Genomic DNA, 23,839 nt, shown 5'->3' with positions numbered 1-23,839 from the left:
AAGCACCGGCAAACCGCCCCCGCTCAGTCCGCCACCACTCGCTCGGCCACCCCCCCACGCAACCGGCACGGCGCGCCCAGGCGGTCGAGCCGTGGCCGGCCGAACAGGTAGCCCTGGCCCCATTCGCCACCGCAGGCCGTGGCCAGGGCGCGGTCGGCTTCGCTCTCGATGCCTTCGATGATCACGCAGGGCGCCAGGGTCTTGCACAGCTGCACCAGGTGTTTCAGGGTCTGCACGCTGTTGGGTTCGCTGCGGGCGCGTTGCAGGTAACCCTGGTCGATCTTGACCATGTCGGGGCAGGTCCGGCGGATGAACTCCAGGGTGCCGAGGCCGGCGCCAAAGTCGTCCACCGCCACCCGGCAACCCAGCTCGCGCAGGCACAGGACAAACTCGATGGCCGCCTCGGTGCTCGGCGGCGTGGCGCTTTCGGTGATTTCGATCACCAGCCGCGCGGCCACTGAAGGCGCGTCGCGCAACTGCGCGAGGGTGGCGGACCAGAACGGATCGACGATCGCGCTCTGCGCCGAGATGTTGCAGCCCAGGCGCAGGTGCTCGTCCTCCAGCAGGCGCTCGATCACGCCCCCCACCACGCTGCGGTCCAGCTCGCGCATCCGCTGATGGCGTTCGAGCATGGCGAACGGGTAGACGCCATTGCCGGGCTGTTCGACATGGCGCAGCAAACCTTCCAGGTACAGCACCCGGCTAGTGTCGGGCAGCCGCACCACCGGCTGGAAGGCCAGCGCCAGTCGCCCCTGCGCCAGTTCCCGATAGAAGTCTTTGACGCTTTGCATGACAGATCCGTAGTCGAAGCGGCGACAGCGCGCCGGGTGGGCTTGGCCAGGATGCGTCGGCGCGCCCGACGTGATAATGGCTCATTGCTATTTATGATCCCCCCTGCCCGGACGGCTCGAAAGTGTTCCCGGATACCTTTCGTTTGTCCTTGGAAACACCGCACCGCCCTTTCTCGACTGTGGCCCGAGGTTTATTGCGATCATGCGCCAGCGCCAATGACATCAATTAGCCACCAGTCCAGGAAGTACTATGCACAGAATGACCGGCACCAGTTTCCGGGTGCTTGCCGATGTCCTGAGCGACGCCGGAGTCAAGGTCGAGGCCTTGCTCAAGCGCCACGGCAGCAGCCACCAGGAGGCCTGTGAAAACCCCATGGGCGTCAGGCTGGAGCTGGTCTACGCGGTGCTGCAAGACGCCGTGCACCTGTGCGGCAACCCGGACCTCGGCCTGCTGGCGTACACCAAGGCCCACCCGGCCAACCTGGAAGTGCTCGGCTACGCGCTGATGTCCGGCGCCACCCTGGGCACCGCGCTGCAACGCCTGGTGGACTATCACTCGCTGGTCAGCAACGGCTTCTACCTGTGCCTGGAGCGCAGCCCCCAGGCCGTCACCCTGATCGGCTTCGACATCGCCCTCGAACCGGGCCTGGTGCCGCGGGCCTTCATCGATGCCGGCGCGGCGCAGACCCTGGGCCTGGTGCACTGGCTGCTGCCCGGGCACAAGCCGCAACCGCTGGCGGCGAGCTTCACCTACCCGCGCCCGCCCGACACCCGCGCCCTGGAGCGTCTGCTGGGCGCCAACCTGCTGTTCGACGCGCCCTACAACAGCCTGAGCTTCAGCCCGCGCGATTGCGCCATGGCCCTGCCCAGCGCCGACCCGGCCCTGGATGTGCTGCACATGGAATACGCGCGAACCCGCCTCAAGCTGCTGCTCGACGGCTCGATGACCGCGCGGGTAAGGCGGGTGTTGTCCGAGCGCCTGGCCCAGGGCGGGCCCAGCGACCTGCGGCACATCGCGCAGTTGGTGGGGGTCAGCAGCCGCAGCCTGCAGCGACGCCTGGGCAACGAAGACATGCACTTCTCGGCGCTGCTCGACGAGGCGCGGTTGATGCTGGCCCACAGTTTCCTGCGCAACTCGGCGCGCAGCGTCAAGTACATCGGCGCCCTGCTCGGCTTTCGCGACCAGAGCAGCTTTCACAAGGCCTGCCGCCGCTGGTTCGGCATGACCCCGGGGCGTTATCGCCAGGAAGGCTGAAGCCGCCTGAACCTTGTAGGAGCGAGCTTGCTCGCGATAGCGGTGGATCAGTCAACGGATTGCGTGACTGTCGGGACGCCATCGCGAGCAAGCTCGCTCCTACAGAAGGGGTCGCCTTTTCAGCGATGGCTGGCCTGCAATGGCGGCTGCGCCTGGGGCATGGCCGAGGAATGGTGGTTGAGGATCTTCCACTGGCCGTCGATGCGCTCGTAGAGGAAGGTGTAGCGCGCCTGGACCTGGCGGGTCGCGCCACCGGCCTCGTGCAGGGTGAAGGTGTAGACGCCGCTGTCCATGGCCGCATCCGTGCCCAGGTGGCGGATTTCCCGGTAGTTGATCTGGCCCACCGGCTTGCCCGCGAGGAAGTGCTCGAAGTAGTCCTGGATCTGCGCCGGGGTGGTGCGCACCTGGTTCGACACGGTCGGCTGAAGGATCGCGTCGGCGGCGTAAAGACTGGTTACGTTTTTTGCGCTGCCGGTTTGCAGGGCCGCGTTCCAGCGATCGAACAGGCCGGCGATCTCCCGGTCGCCCTGGCTTTGCGGCTGCGCGGCGACGGTGCGGTACACATAAGGCGTGGCGTCCAGGGCCTGGGCCAGGGGCGCGGTCAGCGCCAGTAACAGGGCGATGGCGGTGGTTGGCAGTTTCATCGGAAGGCTCCAGTGGGTTTCAATGCGCCCACTTTGCCCACCTGCTGCTGCCTCGCCATCGGCCAACCGGTGCCGGCGGCCTATGCCATTCGGCAGATAGGCCCACAGCCGGCAACCGGGTCTAATGCCTGCTCGCGAGCGCACGCCCTTCACGCTGGAGCCTGTTTTCATGCAAAGCCCGACCCACGACCCCGGCAGCGCCCTGGCCATTCGCAGCCAGTATCGCCAGGCACAAAGCCGCGCAGCGCGCCTGCGCCTGCTGGTGGACACCGGCCAGGAACTGACCCAGTTGCCGCCCGCGGCCATGCGCCAGCGCGCCCTGCAACGGGCCTGTGCCTTTATGGCCATGGACCACGGCCTGCTGCTGGAATGGCACCCCGCCCAGCCGCCCCAGGCCACCGCCCAGCACGGCGGCAGCGAACGCCTGGCCGCCCTGCATGAGTTGGCCAAGTCTGCGACCCTGCACCCCGAATGGCTGCCGCAGACCGATGCCGCCCTGCCCCAGGTGCTGCGCATTCCCCTGCCCGGCGCCGACGGCCAGGCCTTCGGCGCCTTGCTGCTGGCCAACAGCGTGGCCCTGGCCGCGCCCGACAGCGAGGACCTGGAATCCCTGCAACTGCTCGCCACCTTGCTGGCGGCGCACCTGGAAAACCAGCGCTTGCTCCAGGCCCTGCAAGCCCGGGAACGCACCATGTCGGAACTGGTGCACCGGCTGTTCAGCGCCCAGGAAGACGAACGCAAGCGCGTGGCCTACGACCTGCACGACGGCCTGGCGCAAACCCTGGCCGGGCTGCACCAGCGCCTGCAGGGGTTTGCCGGACGCTGCCCGACATTGCCACAGGAGCTGCACAACGAGCTGCAAACCATCCTGACCCTGGCCCAGGGCTGCGTCGGCGAGGGCCGGCAGTTGATCGGCGGCCTGCGCCCCAACGTGCTGGACGACTTTGGCCTGTACAAGGCCATCGACAAGGAAGCCGACCGCCTGCGCGACGCCGGTCTCGAGGTGCACTGGCGGCAACAGTCCAGCGTGCGCCTGCCGGGTGCTAGCGAAATCGCCCTGTTCCGCATTGCCCAGGAAGGCATCAACAACATCCTCAAGCATGCCCGCGCCAGCCGCGTCGAACTGAGCCTGCAACTGGCCGACGGCCAGGCCGCGCTGGCGCTGGCAGACAACGGCGTCGGCTTTGCCCTGGACACCCCGCTGTCCAGCTGCGGCGGCCAGCACCTGGGGCTGGCGGCGATGCAGGAGCGCGCCAACCTGCTGGACGGCGAACTGTCCTGGCACAGCGCCCCCGGCCACGGCACCCGCCTGCTGGCCCGGGTGCCGCTGCCCGCTGCTGGAGAACAGCCATGAACCCTGCCCTGCGCCTGGTGCTGGCGGACGACCATGAAGTCACCCGCACCGGCTTTGTCGCCCTGCTGGCCGGCCACCCGGAGTTCGAGGTGGTCGGCCAGGCCCGGGATGGCCAGGAAGCCCTCGACCTGTGCGAGCGCCTGCAACCGGACATCGCCATCCTCGACATCCGCATGCCGCTGCTCAACGGCCTGGGCGCCGCGCGCCTGCTGCAACAGCGGCAACCGGCGATCAAGGTGGTGATCTTCACCATGGACGACAGCCCCGACCACCTGGAAGCGGCGATTGCCGCCGGCGCCGTCGGCTACCTGCTCAAGGACGCCAGCCGTGGCGAAGTGCTCGGCGCCCTGCAGCGGGTGGCCCAGGGCGAGGAAGCCCTCAACAGCAGCGTCAGCGCCCGGCTGCTGCGGCGCATGGCCGAGCGCAACGCCGGCGGCAGCGCCCAGGCCGCGACCCTGACCGCCCGCGAACGCCAAGTGCTGGGGTTGGTGGCCGGCGGTTTCAGCAACCGCGAGATCGGCGAAAAGCTCGGCATCACCACCGGCACCGCCAAGGCCCATGTGGAACGGGTGATCGGCAAGCTCGGCGCGGCGGACCGCACCCAGGCCGCGGTGCGCGGCATCGCCCTGGGGCTGGTGGCGCAGCCCACGGGAGACTGGCCATGAGGCTGCTGGCGAGCCGGCACTGGCTCGACCTGCCCCTGCGCGGCAAGGCGCTGGTGGTGATCTCCCTGCCGCTGGTGATCCTGCTGCTGTCGCTGGTGCTGATCTACATCACCGAACGCCAGACCGCCCGCGCCGAGGAAGACGTGCGCCGGGTGCTGCTGGTGCAGGGCGACATCCAGACCGTGCATACCCTGCTGGCCGAAGCGGCGGCCAGCGTGCGCGGCTACCTGCTGACCCGCCGCGAAGACTTCCTGCCCAGCTACGAACGTGCCCAGCCGCTGATCCAGGCCGCCCTGCAACGGCTGGACAGCAACATTCGCGATGCACGCATGCGCGACCACCTCAAGGCCATCGCCCCGCTGATCGGCCACAAGCTCGACGGCCTGGTGGCCCTGCGCAACGGCCGGCCCGACGACAGCGCCAGCATCACCGCGATCCTGATCGAGAACAAACAGGTGCTGGACGTGCTGCGCGAGCAGATCAGCGCCATGCGCATCCGCGAAGACGGCTTGCTCGCCGAACGCAGCGCCGCGGCCTCGGCAACCCGCATGCGCCTGCTGCTGGCCACGCTGCTGGCGGCGCTCTGCGGTCTGTTCGGAGCGATTGTCGCGGTGCTGTTCTTGTCCAAGGGCATAGTCGCGCGGGTGCAGCAGGTGCAAGGCAACGCCCAGCGCCTGGCCCTCGGCCAACCGTTGCGCCCGCAAGCCCCGGAACAGGACGAAATCGGCCAGCTCGGTACCCGCCTGGTGGAAGCCGGGCAACTGCTGGCCGAGCGCGAGCGCGCCCTGCGCGACAACGAAGAACGCCTGCGGCTGATCATCGACGGGGTCAAGGACTACGGGATCTTCGCCCTCGACACCCAGGGCCGGGTCACCACCTGGAACGCCGGCGCCGAGCGGATCAAGGGCTACAGCGAACAGGAAATCCTCGGCCGGCACTTCTCGCTGTTCTACCTGGCGGAAGAATGCCCGGCGCACCCGGACATGGCCCTGCGCGAAGCCACCCGCGACGGCCATTACATGGAAGAGGCCTGGCGCTGCCGCAAGGACGGCAGCCGCTTCTGGGCCAGCGTGGTGATCACCGCGCAGTACGATGCCAGCGGCGCGTTGCGTGGCTTCTCCAAGATCACCCGCGACATCACCGACCGCCGCGCCGCGGAAATCGCCCTGCGCACCGCCCGCGAGGAAGCCGAAAGCGCCAGCCGCGCCAAGAGCGAATTCCTCTCGCGCATGAGCCACGAACTGCGCACCCCGCTCAATGCCATCCTCGGTTTCGCGCAACTGCTGGACATGGACTCGCCGAGCGGCCAGCGGCCCCAGGTCGGCCATATCCTGCGCGCCGGCCAGCATCTGCTGACCCTGATCAACGAGGTGCTGGACATCGCCCGCATCGAGGCCGGGCACCTGGCGCTGAATGTCGAGCCGATCTCCCTGGCCGCGGTGCTGCACGAGGCCCTGACCCTGGTCTCGCCGATGGCCACCGACGCCGGCATCCAGCTGGCCGCCCTGCCCGCGCTGAGCGAGCACAGCGGGGTGATCGCCGACCGCCAGCGGCTGATCCAGGTGCTGCTCAACCTGCTGTCCAACGCCATCAAGTACAACCGGCCCCAGGGCCAGGTGCGGATCGCGGTCAAGGTCCTGGGTACCCGGTTCGAGGTGGCGGTCAGCGACACCGGCGCCGGCATTCCCCTGGAGCGCCTGGACCAGTTGTTCCGCCCCTTCGAACGCCTGGGCGCCGACCCGCGGGTGGAAGGCACCGGCCTGGGCCTGGCCCTGAGCAAGAGCCTGCTGGAAATGATGGACGGCAGCCTGCGGGTGCACAGCACGCCGGGCCAGGGCTGCTGCTTTACCTTGCAACTGCCCTTTGTCCAGGTGGCCGCGACCGGCGCGCGCCTGGCCCTGGAGCAACAGCTATTGGAACAACCGACGGCGGTACTGCCGGCCCGGGTCGAGGCCGTGGCATACCGGGGCCAGGTGCTGTGCATCGAAGACAACCTGTCGAGCCTGGCGCTGATCGAAACCCTGCTGCAACGCCGCCCGGGCATTCGCCTGCTGTCGAGCATGCAGGGCCAGATGGGCCTGGACCTGGCGCGCCAGCATGCACCGCAACTGATCCTGCTGGACGTCAGCCTGCCGGACCTTGCAGGCCTGGAAGTGCTGCGCCGGCTGCGGGAATCGCCGACCACCGCCAGCACCCCGGTCGTGATGATCACCGCCGACGCCAGCGCCCTGACCCACCGCGCCCTGTTGCAGGCCGGGGCCACGGCGATCCTGACCAAGCCCATTCATATCCCGGCGTTTCTCGCCCACCTTGAGCAACATTTACCGGAGCCCGCATGAACCACGATTTGCGCATCCTGATCATCGACGACCAGCGCCCCAACCTCGAGCTGATGGAGCAGTTGCTGGCCCGCGAAGGCCTGCACAACGTGCTGAGCAGCACCCAGCCGCTGCGCACCCTGGAGCTGTTCAACAGCTTCGAGCCGGACCTGGTGATCCTCGACCTGCACATGCCCGAATTCGACGGCTTCGCCGTGCTCGAACAGCTCAACCGGCGGATCCCGGCCCACGATTACCTGCCGATCCTGGTGCTGACCGCCGACGCCACCCGCGACACCCGCCTGCGCGCCCTGGCCCTGGGCGCCCGCGACTTCATCAGCAAGCCGCTGGACGCCCTGGAAACCCTGCTGCGGATCTGGAACCTGCTGGAAACCCGCGCCCTGTACAAAGCCCTGCGCCAGCAGGTGCCGGCGCAGCAGATCGAGCTGCTGCGCCGGCATCGGCAGTGAGTGGGCGAGCGACCCTAGAGGTTGTACTCATCCAGCCTCGGCGAGTCGCCCACCTGCTCGATCAGCGCGGCATCGATGCGCAGCAGGTTTTCCGGCTGGTACGTCAGTTGGCTGCCCCAGGGCTGGTCGTCGGCCAGGGAACCTTTCAGGCGAACGGCCACGGAGTCATGCACCCGGACTTTCTGCCCGGCCCCAGGCGTGGGAATCTCCCGCGACCTGGGTTTGCCGAACGGCGGCATCGAACCGTACTCACGGACTCGCTTGTGGGTCTTCGGGTTCCAGACCAGGCGTGGCACCCACTCGGCGATCAGCCAGTTGCGGGTCAGGGAATCGTGGGCCTGGGCCAGCGGATCCTGTAGCACAGAGGGTGGATAGAGTTCTGCGCGACAGGCTTCGGCATCGATGCTCAACCCGGCCTCCAGGCACTCGCCGACCATCCAGCGCAAGGCAATCAACGCCAGCTGCGATTCGCCGGCGGGGTAACCGCCGCCCACATCCGAATGCACGCCGGCGAACCAGACCTGCTTGAGGTTCACGCCCTCGTCCTCTGTCCAGAGGTTCTGGCGGAAAAAGCTGCGGCGTTCGTCCAGGGACACCGCATGGCGGATGATCTTCACGTCCTTGTTCCGGCGGGTGTAGGGAACGATCAGCGGGTCGTACACCCAGCCCACCGAACTCACGGTGTCGAACAGCCCGAGAAAGTGAATGCTCACCGGCCGGGCAAAGCTGCCCTTGAACGCCCCCATCAACTTGAAGTCCGGCTTTTTGTCCGCGCTCATGCGCCACCAGGCGTAACTCATGGCGCGCTGGCGATTCGGTCTTGAACTGTTTCCATCGGGTTGCAGGCGCGTGGTCAGCAGCGACCAGGCAAAGTCCATCAGCTGGACCTGATGGGCCGGCAACAGGCCGATGGTATGCAGCAGCGCCGCCAGCACCCGCACCGCGTAGGAGCCGCGGGAGAAACCGAAGAGGAAGATCTGGTCGCCGTCCCTGTAGTTCTCCATCAGGAAGCGGTAGGCATTGAGCACGTTGCGCTTGATGCCCCAGCCGAACATCAGCCCGGCGATGCGCGACGGCACCTTCTGCCATTCGAACAGGGTTTCGCTGAGCCCGAAGGTGCCCACGCCCTGGTCGTAATAGGCCAGCAGCGTTTCGCTGTTCTTGGGTAGCGAGCGAAACAGCCGGACCACGTTGGTCGGTTCGTCACTGAAACGGTTGTTGGTGCCATCGATGCAGACGATCAGCTGGCGCGCCTTGATCCTTGTGTTCTCCACGACCTGGTTACCCCATGGCAGTCAAGTGAGGTTCCCGCGCGGCCAATCGGCCAGGCGAGGACCGGTGTCACCCTACGTCCGTGTCATGACAACTGCTGCGGTAAAGCCTGAAGGGCTCTCCAAGGCATAGCAGCATTAACGGCGCCCGGCCATAAAGCCCCGGGCAATAAATGTCCGGACCATGAGAACCCCTCCGCAAGGAGGGGCCGGGCGCTGACGGGCCGTGCCTGGGCCCTAGAACCTGCCGCCCAATGGATACTCGATCGCCAGCCGCAGCTGGTCGGCATCCAGCTCCGCCTGGGCTTTATTGCCGCGATGCACGGCGTGGCGCAGGGTGACGGCGAAGTTTTTCGCCGGCCCGGACTGCACCACGTACTTGGCCTGCAGGTCGCGTTCCCAGTGCTTGCCGCCTTCGCCGTAGCCCAGCCAGGCGTAGCCGCCGCGCGGGTCCATATGGCTGCCGTCGATGCCGCTGCCGCGCACGTACAGGGCGCTGAAGGTCAGGCCGGGCACGCTGTAGCCGGCCATGTTGAGGTCGTAGCGGGCCTGCCAGGAGGCTTCCTCAGGGGCGTTGAAGTCCGACAGGGCCACGGCGTTGCTCAGCAGGATCGCGCCGCGGGTGACGTAGTCGTAAGGCGTGTCGCCGTCGACCTTCTGGTAGCCCAGGCCAAAACTGTGGGCGCCGCTCTTGTAGGTCGACATCAGGCTCCAGGTGGTGGTGTCGATGCGCCCGGACAGGGCCTTGCCGGTGTCCTGGGTGCGGTACAGGTTGAAGTCGAACGTCAGGTCCTGGCCCGGGCTCAACGGCAGGTTGTAGAGCGCGCCGAGGTACTGCTGGCGCCAGGTGTCTTCGTACAGGGCGCTGAACAGGCTGGCGTTGAGGCCCTTGATTGCAGTACTGCGCACACCGATCAGGTCGAAGCTGTCGCCCTGCTGGCCATTGGAGTAATTGACCACGAAACCCTGGTCGTGGCTGGTGGCGTTGCGGTCGGTGCTTTCGTTGAAGTGGCCGCCGTACAGGGTGGTGTCGCTCAGCTCGCGGCTGGTGAGGAACCAGCCGGTGGCGGTCTCGGGCAGCAGGCGGCTGTCGGAGGAACCGAACACCGGGGTCTTGACCCGCTGCTCGCCGTAGCGCAGTTCGGTGGAAGAAAAACGCAGCTTGGCCACCGCGCCGCCGCGGCTGAACTCGTCCTTGGGATGACCGTCGTTGTCCACCCCCAGCAACCGCGCCTTGCCGGCCCGGCCACCGCCGCTGTCGAGTTTCCAGCCGGAATACACATGGGCGTCCAGGCCGAAGCCGAGCGTGCCCTGGGTGAAACCGGAGCTGTAGTCGGCCATCAGGCCATAGGCCCACTCCTCGGCCAGGTCGCTGCGTTCGGCGCGGGGCTTGTAGGCGTTGCGCGCGCCGTTGCTCAAGGAGCCGTGACGATAGTCGCGACGGTCGTAGAGGCTGCGGTTGAACAGGCTCCACTGGCTGTCTTCGATAAAGCCCTTGGCATTGTCCTGCTCCGCGGCCAGCGCGAGCAGGCTCTGGCCTCCCCAATGCCCAAAAAATGCCAACAATAGGGTGTGTCGGGTCAAGGTCTTCACTGTGGAACTCCCGAAAATCGATAAATGGCGGGCGATAAGAGGCAGTGCGCCGCTATACGGGCGCACCACCGGGATCCCACTCAGAGGTATTTGAGGATCGCGATATCGCGGCGACGTTGCTTGAGGCCGGCGAACCAGCGTGTCGGGAAGAACAGCAGCACGCCGAGGACCAGGCTCCACAGCCAGACGCCGGACAGGTTGTCGAAGCCGTAGTAAGTGCCCTGGTTGGCGCCCCAAATGGCCACGGCCACCAGGTACATGGCCTTGAGTACGTACAGGTGCAGCAGGTAGAAGAACATCGGCGCGCCGCCGTAGATCGCCAGTTGCGCGGTCGACCAGCGCTCCTGGACCTTCTCGAAGTACGCCAGGAGGATCAGCCCCAGGCTCAGGGTGGGCATCAGGAACATCAGCGACGGCGGGTACTTCTTGGCGCTCATGAAGCTCATGAAGGTGCGCAGCGCATCGCCGGTCTGCACCCAGGGTTTCTCGCCGTAGACGTTCAGGTAGCGGATGAACACGAAGGCCACCAGCAGGCCGACGCCGACCTTGAGCAGCCGCGAAATGCGCGCCGCCGGCTGCACGTCCTTGCCGAACCACGGGCCGATGGCCCAGCCCAGCAGGATCACACCGATCCACGGCAATACCGGGTAGGTGGTGCGGGCGCGGGTGAACTCGGTGATGTCGATGAACACCCGCTGGTGCAGGATCGACCAGGGCACGAAGAACGGCGACTCGGGGCCCACCACCACGTCATCCAGCAGGTTGTGCCCGGCGACGATGGCCACCCCCAGCACGATCAGCCAGCTGCGCTTGAAGTGCAGCAGGCCGGCCAGCACGATCATGCAGATGCCGATGCACCAGATCACCTGCAGCCACAGGGTCTTGGGCGGGAACTCGGCGTTCCAGGCAAAACACACGAAGGTCAGTTCGAGGAACACCAGGAACAGGCCGCGCTTGAGCAGGAACACCGAGGTTTCCCCGAGGCTGTGTTTCTGGCTGTAGAGCCAGGCCGACAGGCCGGTGAGGAAAATGAACACCGGCGCGCAGATCTCGCTGAGCATGCGGGTGAAGTACAGGTCCGGGGTCACGCTCAGGGCGTCGATCGGGTCGGTGACCTGGCGATGCAGGAGGAAGGTCTCGCGCACGTGGTCCACCAGCATGCACAGCATGACGAAGCCACGCAGGGCGTCGATCGCCAGCATCCGCGTATTGGCCTTGGCCACGCTGCCCGCCAGCGCAGGGGACGCAACGCCCGCCTGCCCTGCCAATCCAGTAGAAAGAGTCATATCGCTCACTTGTGTGGAAGGTCGTTAAACCTGGGCAGGACGGTCGCGGCGGGACGCGGGCTCGGGATGGTTCTTCGGGGTACAGGGGCTGGCCCAGTGGGGGTGTTTGCCATGCTCATTGGCATTGTCGTGTGCTCCTTTGGACTCTCATTCAACGAATCGCCTCCCCACGCTCTGATGGCGTTGCAATTGCTCGGGGAAAGGCTGCGCGCCTGCCTCTGGCGGGCATTGCCGCGCGGTGCTTGGGTTGTCTGCTGGGGGCTGTCGTGCACAGGGCTTTGCCTTGCGCGCGCAACCCGCTGTCGGTCGAAGCTTCGTGGGCCGTTATCGCCCGGGTCTGGCAAATGGCCGGCCCAGACGCAAGCGCGCCCTTTTGAGGCGCGCGCGGGAGTGAACGATCAGACGACGAAATGTTATCAGATAACATTTCATATTGAGAGTGGAACGAGTGAGCGGCGTGACTATTTACGTCGGGGAGGATGCGGTCTTTGGGGATCGACGAGCAGATTGCGCCCTTTCCAGCCCGGCAACGCAGCGGGCCCTGTGCGAACCGGCGGCGCCGGCGCCTGCAACCACCCATGTGACTGTAAAACCAGCGTTTTATTCGATCCTGGCGAGGCACTGGCGGACCGACGGTCATGTCGTGTCCAACGCGAACGGTCACGCCTGCTCAGTGGGAATTCCTGTCCCACAGCCAGTTCCACAGCCCCGGCAACCGCACCGGCTGTTCGCTGTTGGTGACGGTACGGGTCATGACCGCCCGTTGCAGCGCCGCGGTATCGTCGTAGAACGGCTTGGGTGCGGTCGCAAGGCCAGTGGCCTGGGCGCTGTCGAGCAGGATCTGCAGGTATTCCCGGGTGTGGCGGGCGGTGTAGCGATTGAGGTCGTGGAAGGTCACCACCACCGGGATCACTCCGTCCACCGTCGGCAACTGGCCCAGGGCAATGCGTTCGCGCACCTGCGACAGCTGGCGCAGCATGTTGGCCCGGCGCCGTGGGCTGGCGTTGAAGCCCCAGACCTTGCCGTCGTTGGCGCTGAGGTCGGTGAGCAACACATGCAGGCCATGCCGTTGATAGGCGGCGAAGGTGCGCTTGTCGTAGTTCCAGAATGGCGGGCGCACCAGGTTCGGCGGCACCCCGGTGATCAGCGCGATATCGGCGCTGCCGTCGTTCAGGGACGCCTCCAGTTCCGGTGGGTCGAGCGAGCGATGGTTGGTGTGCCTCGGCGTGGCGGTATGAAAGCCCAGCACATGGCCCTCGGCGTGCTCGCGGGCCATGATCCGCCGCCCTATGTCGCTGCCGCCGGCCCGCGAGGCCCGGGTCTGGACGAAGAACACCGCTTTGATCGCCGGTTGCAGTGGATTGTCGAGCAGGTCGTCGAGCACCCGTTCGGTCGGGTTGTAGAAACTGGAAGCGCTGGGGCCGTCGTCGAAGGTCAACAGAAAGCGGATCGGCGCCTGGGCGCGCAGGCGTTGCTCGGTCTGCGCGGTCATTTCGATGGGGGCAGCGATGCAACCGCCCAGACCAGCGGCGAGCAACACTGCGCAGAGAAGCTTGAAGCCTTGTTTCATGTTTTGCCCTGTGCCGGACCGTTGCGGTCGTCACCTCAATGGCAAAAATCCCTCGCCCATGGATCCCTCGCCCGGCCTGCACGCAGCGCCGGGCACAGCTTGGAGGGGCAACGGCGGTTTTGGTTCCGGAGCGCCCGGCTTCAGGCAGCCCGGGCCTTCATGCCGAACCGCCTTCGCAGGGGCGCTGCCAGGCGCGCTGCAACAGGTCGATCACCTCCTCGTCCGAGGTCTGGGCAAAGTCCGCGTAACCATTGCCGATCGACACGAACCACAGGGGCGTGATCGGGCAGATCAGCTCGTCGACCTCGAAACTCAGGGTGTCGACGGTTTCCTGCGGCGCCAGGGGCACGGCCACCACGATCCGCGCCGGGTGCTGCAGGCGCGTCGCCTGTACCGCGGCGTGCATCGAGGCGCCGGTGGCCAGCCCGTCGTCCACCAGGATCACCACCTGGTCACGCAGGTCGGGCGCGGGCCGGGCGCCACGGTAGACCCGCTCGCGGCGCTGCAACTCCTGGGTTTCCCGTACGGTCACCGCTTGCAGCGCGGCATCACCGAGGTGATGGCTGCTCAGGACGTCCTGATTGAGGATGCGGATACCGCCGCCGGCGATGGCGCCCATCGCCAGTTCTTCATGGCCGGGCACGCCAAGCTTGCGCACCAGCATCAGGTCCAGCCGCACCTCCAGGGCCCGGGCGATTTCCCAGGCCACCGGCACCCCGCCCCGGGGCAACGCCAGCACGATCACCTCGGGCCGGCGGCTGTATTTCTGCAACGGCGCGACCAGCCCTTGCCCGGCGGCCTGACGGTTGCGCAGGGTCATCTGCAATGACGGATATTCGCTCATGTCTCACCTCCCAAGGCGCCCGGCTATAGCGCCAGCAGGCTGCAGGGCAGCTGATACAGCGCGTGCTCGGTGGTGCTGCCCACCAGTTTCTCCAGGCCCTGGCGATGCACGCGGCCCATGACCAGCACATCGGCCTGGTTCTCGGTGACGAAGTTGGCCAGCACGGTGACCGGTTGTCCGAGGATGAAATGCCGGCGTTCCTCGGGCACGCCATAACGCTCGGCCAGTTCCAGGAAGGCTTTTTCCAGGGTCACCCGCAGTTCCCGGGTCAGGTCCGCCAGCACCAGGCCGCCGCCCCCGGCATCGCCCAGGTAGACCGACGACACGTCATAGGCGTGCAGCAGGTGCAGCTCGGCATCGCATTGCAGGGCCAGGCTGTTGGCTTCGTGGATGATCCGGTCGTTGAGTCCGTTGTGCTGGTACTCCGGCCGCGACGGATCGACCGCCGCGACCACCATTTGCGGCAACGTATGGCCGTGGCGGCCCATGAGATACAGCGGTACCGGGCACTGGCGCAGCAGATGCCAGTCCATCGGCGTGAGAAAGGCGCGTTTGAGCGCCGGTTCGTGCTGCACGTCCTTGATCAGCAGGTCGGGCTGGATTTCCGCGACGTGCTGCAGGATTTCCTCCAGCAGGTCGTCGGCCCAGGTCACCTCGCCGTTGACCGTGACACCATGGCCACGCAGGCGATGCACCTCCTCCTGCAACCATTCCTGGTGCCCCAGGCGGTAACGTTCGCGCGCCTCATTGCGCACGTTGTGCTCGAACAGGGAAAGAATCGACGCCGGTTTCAGCAAGGCCGCGATATGCAGGCTCGCCCCGCTGGCCTTGGCCAGGGCAGCGGCACGCGGAATCGCGGGGGACTGGCGCATTGCCGGGTCGATGACCAGCAACAAACGTTGATACTGGCTCATGGCGCACCTCCAGATAGGCTGGACGCCCACGCCGGCCACCGGCGCCCGCTTCTCTATACGCCAGTGCGTCAACGCCGGATCGAACGCCAGCATGACTTCAGACTTCCCACTGACAATGCGCCCGTCGCGGCGTTACGGCAAGTGCGTCCAGCGCCGGTGCAGACCACGGGCCAGGCTGTCCAGGGCAAAGCCCAGGGCGCCGATCAGCAGCACCATGGCCATCAGTTCCGAATAGGCCAGGCGGTCGCGGGTATCGAGGATGAAATAGCCCAGGCCGGCGCTGACGCCAAGCATTTCGCAGGGCACCAGGACGATCCACAGAATGCCGATGGCCAGGCGCACGCCGGTCAGTACATGGCCCAGCACCCCGGGCAGGATCACCTTGCGCAGGGTTTCCCAGCGGGTGGCGCTGAGGCTGCGGCTCAGTTGTAGCCAGCGCGGGTCGAGCTGGCGCACCCCGGCCGCGGTGTTGAGCAGGATCGGCCAGACTGCGGCGAAGGCCAGCAGGAAGTAGATCGGCTGGTCCCCTACCCCCATCAGCATCACCACCACCGGCATCCACGACAGCGGCGAGATCATCCGCAGGAACTGGAACGCCGGGGTGGTGGCCGCCTCCAGATGGCGGTAGCTGCCGATCAGCAGGCCCAGGGGCACGCCGACCAGCAAGGCCAGGGCCAGGCCGACCAGGATGCGCTTGAGGCTGACCAGCACATGCTCGTACAGCTCGGCGCGGCCCAGCAGTTCCAGCAGGCTGGCCAGGGTCGCCGCCGGCGAAAAACGCACCGCGAGCCCGTCGGCGCTGCCAAACAGGCGCACCCCCAACCACCACAACAGCAGCAGGCACAACAGCCCCGCCACGCCCAGCAGCCCATGCAGGCTCGATGCGGATCGCTTGGCCATCAGAGGCTGAACTCCTCGCTGCGTTCGAAGCTGTCGGGCAAGCCGAATGCCTTGAGCCCGCCAACCGACGCGATGGCGTTGCGCACGAAGCGGTCGTCCACCAGGTCCCGGGCGGTGTGCTGCGGGTCGAGGCTGGCCAAGAAGCCCTTGTCGCCTTCGACCAGGGTGTCCTTGAGGCGCTTGACCAGTTCCTCGGTGTAGCTGGGGAACGGGTACGGCTGGAAATCGATGCGCTGCTCGTCCCACTGCGCGTGCTGGATCGCGCCGTCGGCCAGGTACTGCTGGCGTTCGCTGACACTCGGCGCCAGGACCCGGCTCAGCACCTGGGGCGCATGCGGGGTGTAGCGGTTGGCGCCGTCGCGGGACAGCAGACTGGCGGCCTCGGCGCGGTGGTCGCGGGTCCACAGCTGCGCCTTGACGATGGCGTTGACCACCTTCTGCGACCATTCGGGGCGGTTATTCAAATCCTGCTCGTGCATGAACACCACGCAGCAGGCGTGGTTGCGCCAGATATCCCCGGTAAAGCGCTGCACCCGGCCGACCTTGAGCTCCTCGGCCAGGGCATTGAAAGGCTCGGCGACTATGTAGCCGGCGATGCGCTTGCTGGCCAGGGCCGGCGGCATGTCCGACGGCGGCAGCACCAGCAGGTTGACCTCGTTGGCCGCCAGCGGACTGTTGGCTGGCCGGCTCACCGGGGTCAGGCCGTTGTCGCGCAACAGTTGCTGCACCACCACATTATGGATCGAGTACCAGAACGGAATCGCCAGCGCCTGCCCGCCCAGTTGCCGGACCTCGGTGATGCCCGGCGCCACGGTCAGGCCGGAGCCGCCGACGTGGTTCCAGGCCACCACCTTGGCCGGCACCTGACTGCCATAGCGAGCCCAGACGGTCATCGGCGACAGCAGGTGGATCACATTGACCTGCCCGGAAATAAAGGCCTCGATCACCTGCGCCCAACTGCGCAGCAGCACCGGGCGCTCGGAGCGGATGCCCTCGGCCTCGAACAGACCGTTGTTATGGGCCACTAGCAAAGGCGTGGCGTCGGTGATCGGCAGGTAGCCGATGCGCACCGGCGCGTCCGGCTCCGCGGCGGCGCGGGCCTGCAGGCTATTGAGCAACGGCAAGGCGCCGCCGGCGGTGAGCAAGGCGCTGAACTTGAGGAAGTCGCGACGGCTGTGGGTGAAGTCATCCAGGCACATGGTGTATCTCCGATCATTCGGGCAAGGGGTTGAACCCGGCCATTTACCGCCTCTTGCGGCTCATCCGGCTCGTCCGGCTCGTCTGTAGTAGCGAAGCTTGCTCGCGAATGACCTCAACGCTGACGGGGTGTCTGGGACCCTGCGCCGCACTGACGTTTTTATCGCGAGCAAGCTTCGCTCCTACAGAGCCAGAGGTGCAGGTTGAGGCAGCAAGGCTTGGGGTTGTGCAGCGCGGCTCGCCCGCCGAAGGGTTTTGAGAATCTCGATACGCAGGGCGCCCAGTTCTTCCACCCGCTCGGCGCGCGGCTGAGACAGGTCGATGCGCCACTCGCCGAGGGTCCGCGCCGGGCTGTTACCCAGTAGCAGGATCCGCTCGGAAAGCAGCAGGGCTTCGTCGATGTCGTGGGTGATCAGCAGCGCCGCGGTGCGGTGCTCGGCAATCACCTTGAGCAGCAGTTGCTGCATGTCGGCACGGGTCACTTCGTCCAGCGCGCCGAAGGGTTCGTCGAGCAACAGCACCTGCGGCTGGCGCGCCAGGCAACGGGCCAGCGCGGTGCGCTGGGCCATGCCGCCGGACAGCTGCGCCGGGTAATGCCCGCGGGCATGCTGCAGGCCGACCTCGACGATTGCCTGGTCGACCCGCGCCTGGCGCTGCCGGGCGTCCAGCGCCGGCTGGCGGGCGAAATCGAGGCCGAAGGCGACGTTGTGTTCCAGGTTCAGCCAGGGCAGCAGGCTGGGGTCCTGGAACGCCACGGCCACCCGTGGATGCGGCCCGTCCAGCGCCTGGCCCAGCAGGCTGACGCTACCACTGTGGGGCGCCTGCAAGCCAGCCAGGACCCGCAACAGGCTGGACTTGCCGACGCCGCTGGGGCCGAGGATCGACACCACCTCCCCCGGCTGCAAGCGCAAGTCGAAGCCTTCCAGCACCGCTTGCCAGCCTGCTTCACCGGGGTAGCCGAGGCTGATCTGCCGGGCTTCGAGCAAGGCCGCACTCATGCCGCCGCGTCCCGGGCCTGGCGCTGCAACTCGGCGCGCAACTGCACCAGGCTCGGCGTGACGATCGGCACGAAGGCCGACTCGCGCCAGCGCCGGGCAAAACCGCCGCCATGCTCGCTCAGGTAGGCCTTGCCGCCACTGGCCTGCAACTCCAGCTGAACGGCGTTGGCGGCAGCTTCGGCCAGGGCGATGCGCAGCCGGAACAGCGCCGCTGGCTGGGTCAGGAAACGCCCCTCCAACAGGCCGCGCTTGAGCTCGGCGACGCTCTCCTCCAACTGCTGGCGTTGCTCCTGCAACGGCTCGCGAAGAATCGAACGCCCGCTGTGCAGGTGCGTCTGCACTTCATCCAGCGCGCGCCGCGCCAGGCCAATGGCCATTCCGCATTGCAGGCCGAGAAATGCCGGGCGCACCGCTGGCAGAAAGGCCTTGGCGTCCTCGTGCAGCAACCAGTCGTGGCCGACCTCGACCTGTTGCAACTCCAGCGCCGCGGTGTTGCTCGACTGCAAGCCCATCAGTTGCAAATCCTCGGAACGTTGCAAGCCAGCCAGGCCCGCGGGGATTGCCAGGATAAAGGGCGCGCCGCCCTGCTCGTGCTCGATGGCCGCGGCCACCACAAAACCGCTTTTGCGCAGATTGGTCACCCAGTGCAGGCGCCCGTTCAGATTCCAACCACCCGCCCGTGGCTGCGCGCGGACTTGCAGGGCCTCGATGCCGGAGAGGAACTTCATGGCGTTCGACAGCCCGGTGGCCCCCGCCAGTTCGCCGCTGAGCAGGTCCGGCAACAGACGCTCGCGCAAGGCCGCGTTGGGGCTGTGCAGCAGGTATTCGATAAAGGCCCGCTGGCCCCAGAACACAAAGGCCGCCGCCAGGGAACGGCTGGCCACCGCGGCCACCGCCTCCACGGCGTCGCCCAGGTCGCCGTCGCTACCGCCCTGCCCGGCCGGAATGCCGATGCGCAGCACCTGCGCCTCGGCCAGTCGCGCCAGCACCTGCTGTGGGTCGCAGTGGCCCAGATCCAGGGCCTGGGCCTCGGCGTCCAGCCATTGACTGAATGCGGGGTTGAGCATGTGGTTTTCTCCTTTTTACGCGGCACCGACCAAACGGCCGTGCCTTGAATCCAGCCGCTGCATCATTGCTGCGGCGCTTGCCAGCGGTACTTGGCCAGTTCCGGGTTCAGCGGCGTGCGGGCGAACACGTTGGCGAAATTGCACAGGGTCGCCAGGCTCACCCCGAGTATCACTTCCAGGGCATTGCCCTCGCTGTAGCCGGCGGCCTTGAACGCCGCGAACGTCGGCTCGCTGACGTTGCCGCGGGTGGCGATCACCTCGGCGGCGAAGGCAGCCAATGCCTGCAGTTTTTCCTCCGGCACCGGGCTTTGCTCACGCAACGCGCTGATCACTTCGTCCGGCAGCTTGGCCTTGTTCTGCGCCACCGCAGTGTGCCCGGCCACACAGAAATCGCAACCGTGGGTGGTGGCGGCCACCAGTTGCACCACCTCCCGTTCGGCCAGGCTCAGCTCGGCCTTGCCATTGAGCGCCGATACCGTAACGTAGGTCTCCAGCGCCGCCGGGGCATTGGCCAGGATGCCCAGCAGATTGGGGATGAACCCCGAGTTGTTCTGGGCGTTCTGTAGAAACGGCCGAGCCGCTTCGGGGGCGCTTTGCAGGCTGTGCAGAGTGATGCGCGACATGGGGTGAACTCCTGTTGTAGAGGTGTCCGGCCAGTCTGTTGGTTATAAGAATTTCGATCCATATTCTAAAGTAGCGATTACTTGCTCCTGAGTGTTTCCCTTAGATGATTTCGTCCAGCCCACTGGTTGATTGGTTATTAGAAAGCCTCGAACTCGATGCCAGCCTGTTCCATGTCGGCCGCTACTGCGGCGGCTGGCACGCCAGCACCCACGGCCTGGCCCGGGCCAGCTTCCACCTGATCGTGCAGGGCCATTGCTGGCTGCATATCGAGGGCCATGAGCCGGCCCAGCGCCTGAATGCCGGGGATGCGCTGTTCCTGCTGCGCGACCTGGACTATCGCCTGTCCAGCGCCCAAGCGCATGGCGCCGCTCTTGAACTGCCACGCAGGGCCATGCAGGCGCTCGACGCTCACGCACAAGATCAGGCCGAGGATGGCGTGGGCCTGGTCTGCGGCTTCTTTCATTTCAAGTCCGGGTTGTCGTCGCTGATCATCGACGGCCTGCCGGACTGGATCGTCCTGCGCGCCGGCGATCCGTCCCTGAGCGCCGCCCGGGCCCTGTTCGAGCTGATCCTGGACGAGTGCCAGCGCACGCCCGCGCCCTCCTCGACGCTGCTGGAGCGCCTGAGCCACCTGCTGTTCCTCTATGTCTTGCGCCAGCAGGTGGCCGACAACCAGGGCCTGGGCGGGCTAGTGGCACTGGCCCGGCACCCGGCGTTCGCGGCGCTGCTGGAACAGCTGATCGAGCGCCCGGAACAACCCTGGCCCCTGGAAAGCATGGCGGCCTGCACCGGGTTGTCGCGCTCGGCGTTCTTCAAGCGCTTCAACGAACTGGCCGGGCAATCCCCGGGCCAGGTCCTGCTGGCGCTGCGCATGCGCCATGCCTGCCAGTTGCTCAAGGCCAACCACACCGTGGAGCAGGTCGGCGCGGCGGTGGGCTATCAATCGGTCGCGGCCTTCACCCGGGCCTTCGCCAAGACGGTGGGCGTGCAGCCGGGGGCTTACCGGCGCCAGCACGAAGGGCGGTGAGGGCTAGCGCTTCGCTGGCTCAGGGCCTGGGTAGACGAAGTGGTGTGCCGGCGAGTACCTGATCTACCGCCTCGCGGTTGAAGGATTCGGGAAACGTCTTCTGGTCTGGGTCATGAACGCTCTTTGCGGTGGACATTATCCACTGTGAGTCAGTCTCCACTCAGCCCGGGACATACCACCCTAGCTCTTGCAATTACCGAGGCCGGCGATTATCGGAAGAGCTTCTTACCCCCATCTTTTTCTGCCTGCGTGGTCATCGCATACAACTGGTCACGGTCAATATCAGCAACAACTTTGCGCTTACTGGACTCGCACAGATTGCGACGTCCACATCCAACACATTGGTACTGGCAAGGTTCCAAAACCTCTAACTAGCGTCCTCACCGTCGGACCAGTTCCTCCGGGGAGTTCACCAGGCGAGAGGCCTGAAATCACTCTTTTGGGATTCACATTCATTGCTCTCAGCACGATCTCCATACACGTCCCTGAGCGGGTTGCCTACGGGGTAACCGACTTCGTCTAGCGCTCGAGAAGGGACCTATCGAACGCGATGGTGAGTGCGCCCGGCAGGACGACATCCGAGTCGCTGTGACTTCTATGGAGAGGACTATGGACGGTCGTACTTTACTGTGCTGCATGGGTCAAAACAGTTCGGAATGGAGCGTAATTCAGAGAGGCTATTCAGAGTTATCCTCACGAGAGGTATCAGCTGCATTGAGGATGATCAACGATGAATTCTCTCGAGAATTGTTCTGCTACGTTTGGTGGCCGGATAGTGCATCCCACAACAAACGAGACATAGAGCGAATGCTGTTGCGGCAAGTTCTGGACCAATGCAAGGTACGTGCAATTCAGGCTCTAACTACCCAGCTGACTCATGACATAGCGGAGCTTGAGCTGACCGCGTTTAGGCATCGCTCGCAAAGCCCGGCAAGTAGCCTTACTTCCTATCGAAGCGCGATGGAAGTGGCTAAAGAACAACGATGGCCCTCTCCCAGCCCCGTCTATCAACGCCTTACTCGTGGCGTGTTGGTCGAGTTGAGTACCGCGGTGATTTGCTCGATATGTCGGGGAGCCAGGTATCAGCTTGCTCATGGACGCTCCGGGCCCTGTCAAAAGTGCCTGGGCAGTGGTCGTCGCCCTTGTTCAGATTTGGCTCGCGCTCATACCCTGGGGATTACTTGGCATGCCTATGCCAAGGCGTGGAAAGCCCCGTTCGAATGGGCATTGAAGCTATGTGAGCAGGCGATCCAGTTGGCCAGTGATGTCCTGTGCGCAATCTTGGCATCGCAGGTGAACTGCACAAGGCGGCGGAAGTCTTGAGCTAGTGCCCGGGCACTGAATCCTGCACCCTGCCACATCGAGTCGACCCATCGCTGGTTCTCGTTCTACCGCTCCTTGAACCGAGCAATCAGCGACGACTCAATCCCGTTGAATCTGTTGCACCACTTGTTGAACGCCGCTGAACTGACTCGGTGTCTGTAGCTGTGTTCTGGTGTCAGCGTCTGGGCCTCGCCCTCCCCCCTTGAGTACCGCGGTGATTCAGCGACCGACAATGCGGGACTCTGCAAGTCGGACGGTAAGAAAGTCCCCCCGCCGAGCCAAAGGCTTTCCCAACTTGTTCGCCCCGTCAACATCCCAGCGCACTGTTTTGCAGTGTTGGCGCCGACGTCGATGTCTGCGGTTCAGGATACGAGAGCAGTGGAAACGTCATTGGTACTAGCGAGGTTCCAAACGCTCGAACTAGCCTCCTGATCGTCGAACCAAATCCTCTGGCGAGCTCATTACCGCCCCGCGGTATGCCGTCATCCACTGGCTTCAGGTGAAGGGAAAAGGCGGCTGAAAGTCGATAGCAACGGAGCTGATGCTACAGCTGGCTATCTGCATGACACCACGCCGAGAGGTTCGCAGTGCAACGTCTCAATTGCGAGGAGAGAACACGGACCATGAACGCTCCCATCGAAACACTGCCGGCGACCAACGACCAATGGCAATTGATGGTCCTCCCCTTTATGACTCGAGCCATTGCTGTGATGGGGCTTCTGTTCTTTCTGAGTAGCTTTATCCAGATACACCTGATGCGCGTCGAGCTGCAAACTGCCCCTGAAGTCGAGGAAGCATCAGCGTCCTTTGACAACTTAGAAAGCACAGCCAAGGCCGAGCTGATGCGATGGAACGCCCTGGTGACTCTCGAGCGTGAAACGCTTCGAGCAAGAGAGCAGGCCACCAACGCGGTGATTCTGCGTCAGGCCTCGTTGCTGAACCACGGCTTCTTGACCGGAATGGTGCTGTGTCTGGTCGGTGCGGTCTTCGTGCTGGGTCGATTACAAGAACCAGCCACCTCCCTCAGCGGAGAAACACCGCAATTGAAGGTAGCGCTGAACACGTCCTCTCCCGGCATCGTTCTGGTTGTGCTTGGAGCAGGACTGATCTGCGCCACGCTCTTCCATCACTTTCAGTTCAACCTGCCCGACAAGACCGTGTACCTGCCGCCGGCCCAGTACACGCTGTCAATACCCTCGGGTACCCCACAGACGTCAACCGCCATCCATCTGCCAGTTGCCACTGCGCCGAGGGAATCTACCGGCAACAACACAAGTTCACCTGCACCACTACCTTAGAGGAAACAAGCATGAGTCTAATTATCTCGGATCAGGCATGGACCGCATCGGCACAAAATCTTGGCGTGGAAGTCGCATGCCTGCAGGCCGTCGCCAGCGTTGAGTCGGCTGGCACCGGCTTCCTTCCACCGCCGTCCAATGAACCGAAGGTGCTCTTCGAGGGGCACATCTTTCACCGACTTACGAGCGGGCGCTTCGATGCCACTGCTCCCGACCTGAGTTATCCGCACTGGGACAAGTCCAAGTATGCCGGTTCGCTGGAAGGAGAATGGGCCAGGCTTAATGCCGCTATGGCCCTGGACCACGACGCTGCATTGAAGTCCGCCAGTTGGGGGACGTTCCAGTTAATGGGCTGAATCGCCCCGGATTCTCTAGACACCTTGCAAGCTCATTGCGTAACGCTTTTCAAACTCTGCCGGTGACAGCTGAT

Annotated in this window: 21 protein-coding genes; 8 read left to right on the top strand and 13 right to left on the bottom strand. The window is 65.5% G+C overall.

The annotated features are described in order from the left end of the window. Positions 1–23 precede the first annotated feature (23 nt). Positions 24–791 (bottom strand): EAL domain-containing protein, encoded by a 768-nt coding sequence (locus AC07PQ_RS20755; protein WP_493186354.1) that lies wholly within the window; start codon positions 789–791, stop codon positions 24–26. 250 nt (positions 792–1,041) lie between these two features. Between AC07PQ_RS20755 and AC07PQ_RS20750 the strand changes: the two genes are divergently transcribed. Next, the gene (locus tag AC07PQ_RS20750) at positions 1,042–2,046 is read left to right on the top strand and encodes an AraC family transcriptional regulator (protein WP_493186355.1); all 1,005 of its coding nucleotides are present in this window, start codon (positions 1,042–1,044) and stop codon (positions 2,044–2,046) included. Between the two features lie 119 nt (positions 2,047–2,165). Here AC07PQ_RS20750 and AC07PQ_RS20745 read toward each other — a convergent pair whose 3' ends face one another. Continuing rightward, positions 2,166–2,690: an SgcJ/EcaC family oxidoreductase gene (locus AC07PQ_RS20745; protein ID WP_493186356.1), complete on the bottom strand. Its 525-nt coding sequence runs from the start codon at positions 2,688–2,690 to the stop codon at positions 2,166–2,168. Between the two features lie 169 nt (positions 2,691–2,859). Here AC07PQ_RS20745 and AC07PQ_RS20740 point away from each other — a divergent pair, with 169 nt between their 5' ends. Genes AC07PQ_RS20740 through AC07PQ_RS20725 form a run of 4 tightly spaced genes read left to right on the top strand, consistent with a single transcriptional unit; the run spans position 2,860 to position 7,497 of the window. Continuing rightward, positions 2,860–4,044: a sensor histidine kinase gene (locus AC07PQ_RS20740; protein ID WP_493186357.1), complete on the top strand. Its 1,185-nt coding sequence runs from the start codon at positions 2,860–2,862 to the stop codon at positions 4,042–4,044. Next, a complete protein-coding gene (locus tag AC07PQ_RS20735; protein WP_493186358.1) occupies positions 4,041–4,709 on the top strand; it encodes a response regulator in 669 nt (222 codons plus the stop codon). Before AC07PQ_RS20740 ends, AC07PQ_RS20735 begins: the two co-directional genes overlap by 4 nt. Further along, positions 4,706–7,048 (top strand): ATP-binding protein, encoded by a 2,343-nt coding sequence (locus AC07PQ_RS20730; protein ID WP_493186359.1) that lies wholly within the window; start codon positions 4,706–4,708, stop codon positions 7,046–7,048. Before AC07PQ_RS20735 ends, AC07PQ_RS20730 begins: the two co-directional genes overlap by 4 nt. Further along, on the top strand, positions 7,045–7,497 hold the full coding sequence (locus AC07PQ_RS20725; protein ID WP_009044010.1) for a response regulator: 453 nt from the start codon (positions 7,045–7,047) through the stop codon (positions 7,495–7,497). The genes AC07PQ_RS20730 and AC07PQ_RS20725 overlap by 4 nt, the downstream gene beginning before the upstream one ends. A gap of 14 nt (positions 7,498–7,511) precedes the next feature. Here the strand turns inward: AC07PQ_RS20725 and AC07PQ_RS20720 are convergent, their stop codons facing one another. From AC07PQ_RS20720 to AC07PQ_RS20670, 11 genes are all read right to left on the bottom strand, one after another. Beyond that, positions 7,512–8,771: a T6SS phospholipase effector Tle1-like catalytic domain-containing protein gene (locus tag AC07PQ_RS20720; protein ID WP_493186360.1), complete on the bottom strand. Its 1,260-nt coding sequence runs from the start codon at positions 8,769–8,771 to the stop codon at positions 7,512–7,514. A 234-nt stretch (positions 8,772–9,005) separates the two neighbouring features. Then, complete coding sequence (locus AC07PQ_RS20715) at positions 9,006–10,361, bottom strand: OprD family porin (protein WP_493186361.1); 1,356 nt, start codon at positions 10,359–10,361, stop codon at positions 9,006–9,008. An 80-nt stretch (positions 10,362–10,441) separates the two neighbouring features. Then, positions 10,442–11,647, bottom strand: a complete 1,206-nt coding sequence (locus tag AC07PQ_RS20710) for an acetyltransferase domain-containing protein (RefSeq protein WP_493186362.1) — start codon at positions 11,645–11,647, stop codon at positions 10,442–10,444. 670 nt (positions 11,648–12,317) lie between these two features. Continuing rightward, on the bottom strand, positions 12,318–13,217 hold the full coding sequence (locus AC07PQ_RS20705) for a polysaccharide deacetylase family protein (RefSeq protein ID WP_493186363.1): 900 nt from the start codon (positions 13,215–13,217) through the stop codon (positions 12,318–12,320). A gap of 157 nt (positions 13,218–13,374) precedes the next feature. Next, complete coding sequence (locus AC07PQ_RS20700) at positions 13,375–14,061, bottom strand: phosphoribosyltransferase (RefSeq protein ID WP_493186364.1); 687 nt, start codon at positions 14,059–14,061, stop codon at positions 13,375–13,377. Positions 14,062–14,084: 23 nt separating this feature from the next. Continuing rightward, positions 14,085–14,975: a universal stress protein gene (locus AC07PQ_RS20695; RefSeq protein WP_007929034.1), complete on the bottom strand. Its 891-nt coding sequence runs from the start codon at positions 14,973–14,975 to the stop codon at positions 14,085–14,087. Between the two features lie 132 nt (positions 14,976–15,107). Then, a complete protein-coding gene (locus AC07PQ_RS20690) occupies positions 15,108–15,875 on the bottom strand; it encodes an ABC transporter permease (protein ID WP_493186365.1) in 768 nt (255 codons plus the stop codon). After that, complete coding sequence (locus AC07PQ_RS20685; RefSeq protein ID WP_493186366.1) at positions 15,875–17,074, bottom strand: ABC transporter substrate-binding protein; 1,200 nt, start codon at positions 17,072–17,074, stop codon at positions 15,875–15,877. Before AC07PQ_RS20685 ends, AC07PQ_RS20690 begins: the two co-directional genes overlap by 1 nt. A gap of 180 nt (positions 17,075–17,254) precedes the next feature. Next, complete coding sequence (locus AC07PQ_RS20680) at positions 17,255–18,070, bottom strand: ABC transporter ATP-binding protein (protein ID WP_493186367.1); 816 nt, start codon at positions 18,068–18,070, stop codon at positions 17,255–17,257. After that, the gene (locus AC07PQ_RS20675; protein WP_007929039.1) at positions 18,067–19,137 is read right to left on the bottom strand and encodes an acyl-CoA dehydrogenase family protein; all 1,071 of its coding nucleotides are present in this window, start codon (positions 19,135–19,137) and stop codon (positions 18,067–18,069) included. Before AC07PQ_RS20675 ends, AC07PQ_RS20680 begins: the two co-directional genes overlap by 4 nt. A 62-nt stretch (positions 19,138–19,199) precedes the next feature. Then, complete coding sequence (locus AC07PQ_RS20670) at positions 19,200–19,760, bottom strand: carboxymuconolactone decarboxylase family protein (protein ID WP_087090839.1); 561 nt, start codon at positions 19,758–19,760, stop codon at positions 19,200–19,202. Positions 19,761–19,864: 104 nt separating this feature from the next. On the opposite strand from AC07PQ_RS20670, the gene AC07PQ_RS20665 reads away from it, so the two are divergent. From AC07PQ_RS20665 to AC07PQ_RS20655, 3 genes are all read left to right on the top strand, one after another. After that, positions 19,865–20,788 carry a cupin domain-containing protein gene (locus AC07PQ_RS20665; RefSeq protein WP_493186368.1) on the top strand — a complete coding sequence of 308 codons (924 nt, stop codon included), beginning with the start codon at positions 19,865–19,867 and terminating at the stop codon, positions 20,786–20,788. A 1,946-nt stretch (positions 20,789–22,734) separates the two neighbouring features. After that, on the top strand, positions 22,735–23,409 hold the full coding sequence (locus tag AC07PQ_RS20660) for a hypothetical protein (RefSeq protein ID WP_037035394.1): 675 nt from the start codon (positions 22,735–22,737) through the stop codon (positions 23,407–23,409). 11 nt (positions 23,410–23,420) lie between these two features. Continuing rightward, a complete protein-coding gene (locus tag AC07PQ_RS20655) occupies positions 23,421–23,765 on the top strand; it encodes an N-acetylmuramidase domain-containing protein (protein WP_493186369.1) in 345 nt (114 codons plus the stop codon). The last annotated feature ends 74 nt before the right edge of the window (positions 23,766–23,839 follow it).

Source organism: Pseudomonas sp. GW821-FHT09E12 (assembly GCF_059416085.1).
Note: the sequence above shows the minus strand (reverse complement) of the source record. Positions and strands in the feature narration are given on the sequence as shown.

Bases quoted from the DNA above. Each gene is read 5' to 3' on its own strand.
- AC07PQ_RS20750 (WP_493186355.1), top strand. From the start codon at position 1,042: ATGCACAGAATGACCGGCACCAGTTTCCGGGTGCTTGCCGATGTCCTG.
- AC07PQ_RS20700 (WP_493186364.1), bottom strand. From the start codon at position 14,061: ATGAGCGAATATCCGTCATTGCAGATGACCCTGCGCAACCGTCAGGCC.
- AC07PQ_RS20685 (WP_493186366.1), bottom strand. From the start codon at position 17,074: ATGTGCCTGGATGACTTCACCCACAGCCGTCGCGACTTCCTCAAGTTC.
- AC07PQ_RS20665 (WP_493186368.1), top strand. From the start codon at position 19,865: ATGATTTCGTCCAGCCCACTGGTTGATTGGTTATTAGAAAGCCTCGAA.
- AC07PQ_RS20675 (WP_007929039.1), bottom strand. From the start codon at position 19,137: ATGCTCAACCCCGCATTCAGTCAATGGCTGGACGCCGAGGCCCAGGCC.
- AC07PQ_RS20735 (WP_493186358.1), top strand. From the start codon at position 4,041: ATGAACCCTGCCCTGCGCCTGGTGCTGGCGGACGACCATGAAGTCACC.
- AC07PQ_RS20710 (WP_493186362.1), bottom strand. From the start codon at position 11,647: ATGACTCTTTCTACTGGATTGGCAGGGCAGGCGGGCGTTGCGTCCCCT.
- AC07PQ_RS20670 (WP_087090839.1), bottom strand. From the start codon at position 19,760: ATGTCGCGCATCACTCTGCACAGCCTGCAAAGCGCCCCCGAAGCGGCT.
- AC07PQ_RS20755 (WP_493186354.1), bottom strand. From the start codon at position 791: ATGCAAAGCGTCAAAGACTTCTATCGGGAACTGGCGCAGGGGCGACTG.
- AC07PQ_RS20690 (WP_493186365.1), bottom strand. From the start codon at position 15,875: ATGGCCAAGCGATCCGCATCGAGCCTGCATGGGCTGCTGGGCGTGGCG.
- AC07PQ_RS20705 (WP_493186363.1), bottom strand. From the start codon at position 13,217: ATGAAACAAGGCTTCAAGCTTCTCTGCGCAGTGTTGCTCGCCGCTGGT.
- AC07PQ_RS20660 (WP_037035394.1), top strand. From the start codon at position 22,735: ATGAACGCTCCCATCGAAACACTGCCGGCGACCAACGACCAATGGCAA.
- AC07PQ_RS20730 (WP_493186359.1), top strand. From the start codon at position 4,706: ATGAGGCTGCTGGCGAGCCGGCACTGGCTCGACCTGCCCCTGCGCGGC.
- AC07PQ_RS20725 (WP_009044010.1), top strand. From the start codon at position 7,045: ATGAACCACGATTTGCGCATCCTGATCATCGACGACCAGCGCCCCAAC.
- AC07PQ_RS20740 (WP_493186357.1), top strand. From the start codon at position 2,860: ATGCAAAGCCCGACCCACGACCCCGGCAGCGCCCTGGCCATTCGCAGC.
- AC07PQ_RS20745 (WP_493186356.1), bottom strand. From the start codon at position 2,690: ATGAAACTGCCAACCACCGCCATCGCCCTGTTACTGGCGCTGACCGCG.
- AC07PQ_RS20695 (WP_007929034.1), bottom strand. From the start codon at position 14,975: ATGAGCCAGTATCAACGTTTGTTGCTGGTCATCGACCCGGCAATGCGC.
- AC07PQ_RS20655 (WP_493186369.1), top strand. From the start codon at position 23,421: ATGAGTCTAATTATCTCGGATCAGGCATGGACCGCATCGGCACAAAAT.
- AC07PQ_RS20680 (WP_493186367.1), bottom strand. From the start codon at position 18,070: ATGAGTGCGGCCTTGCTCGAAGCCCGGCAGATCAGCCTCGGCTACCCC.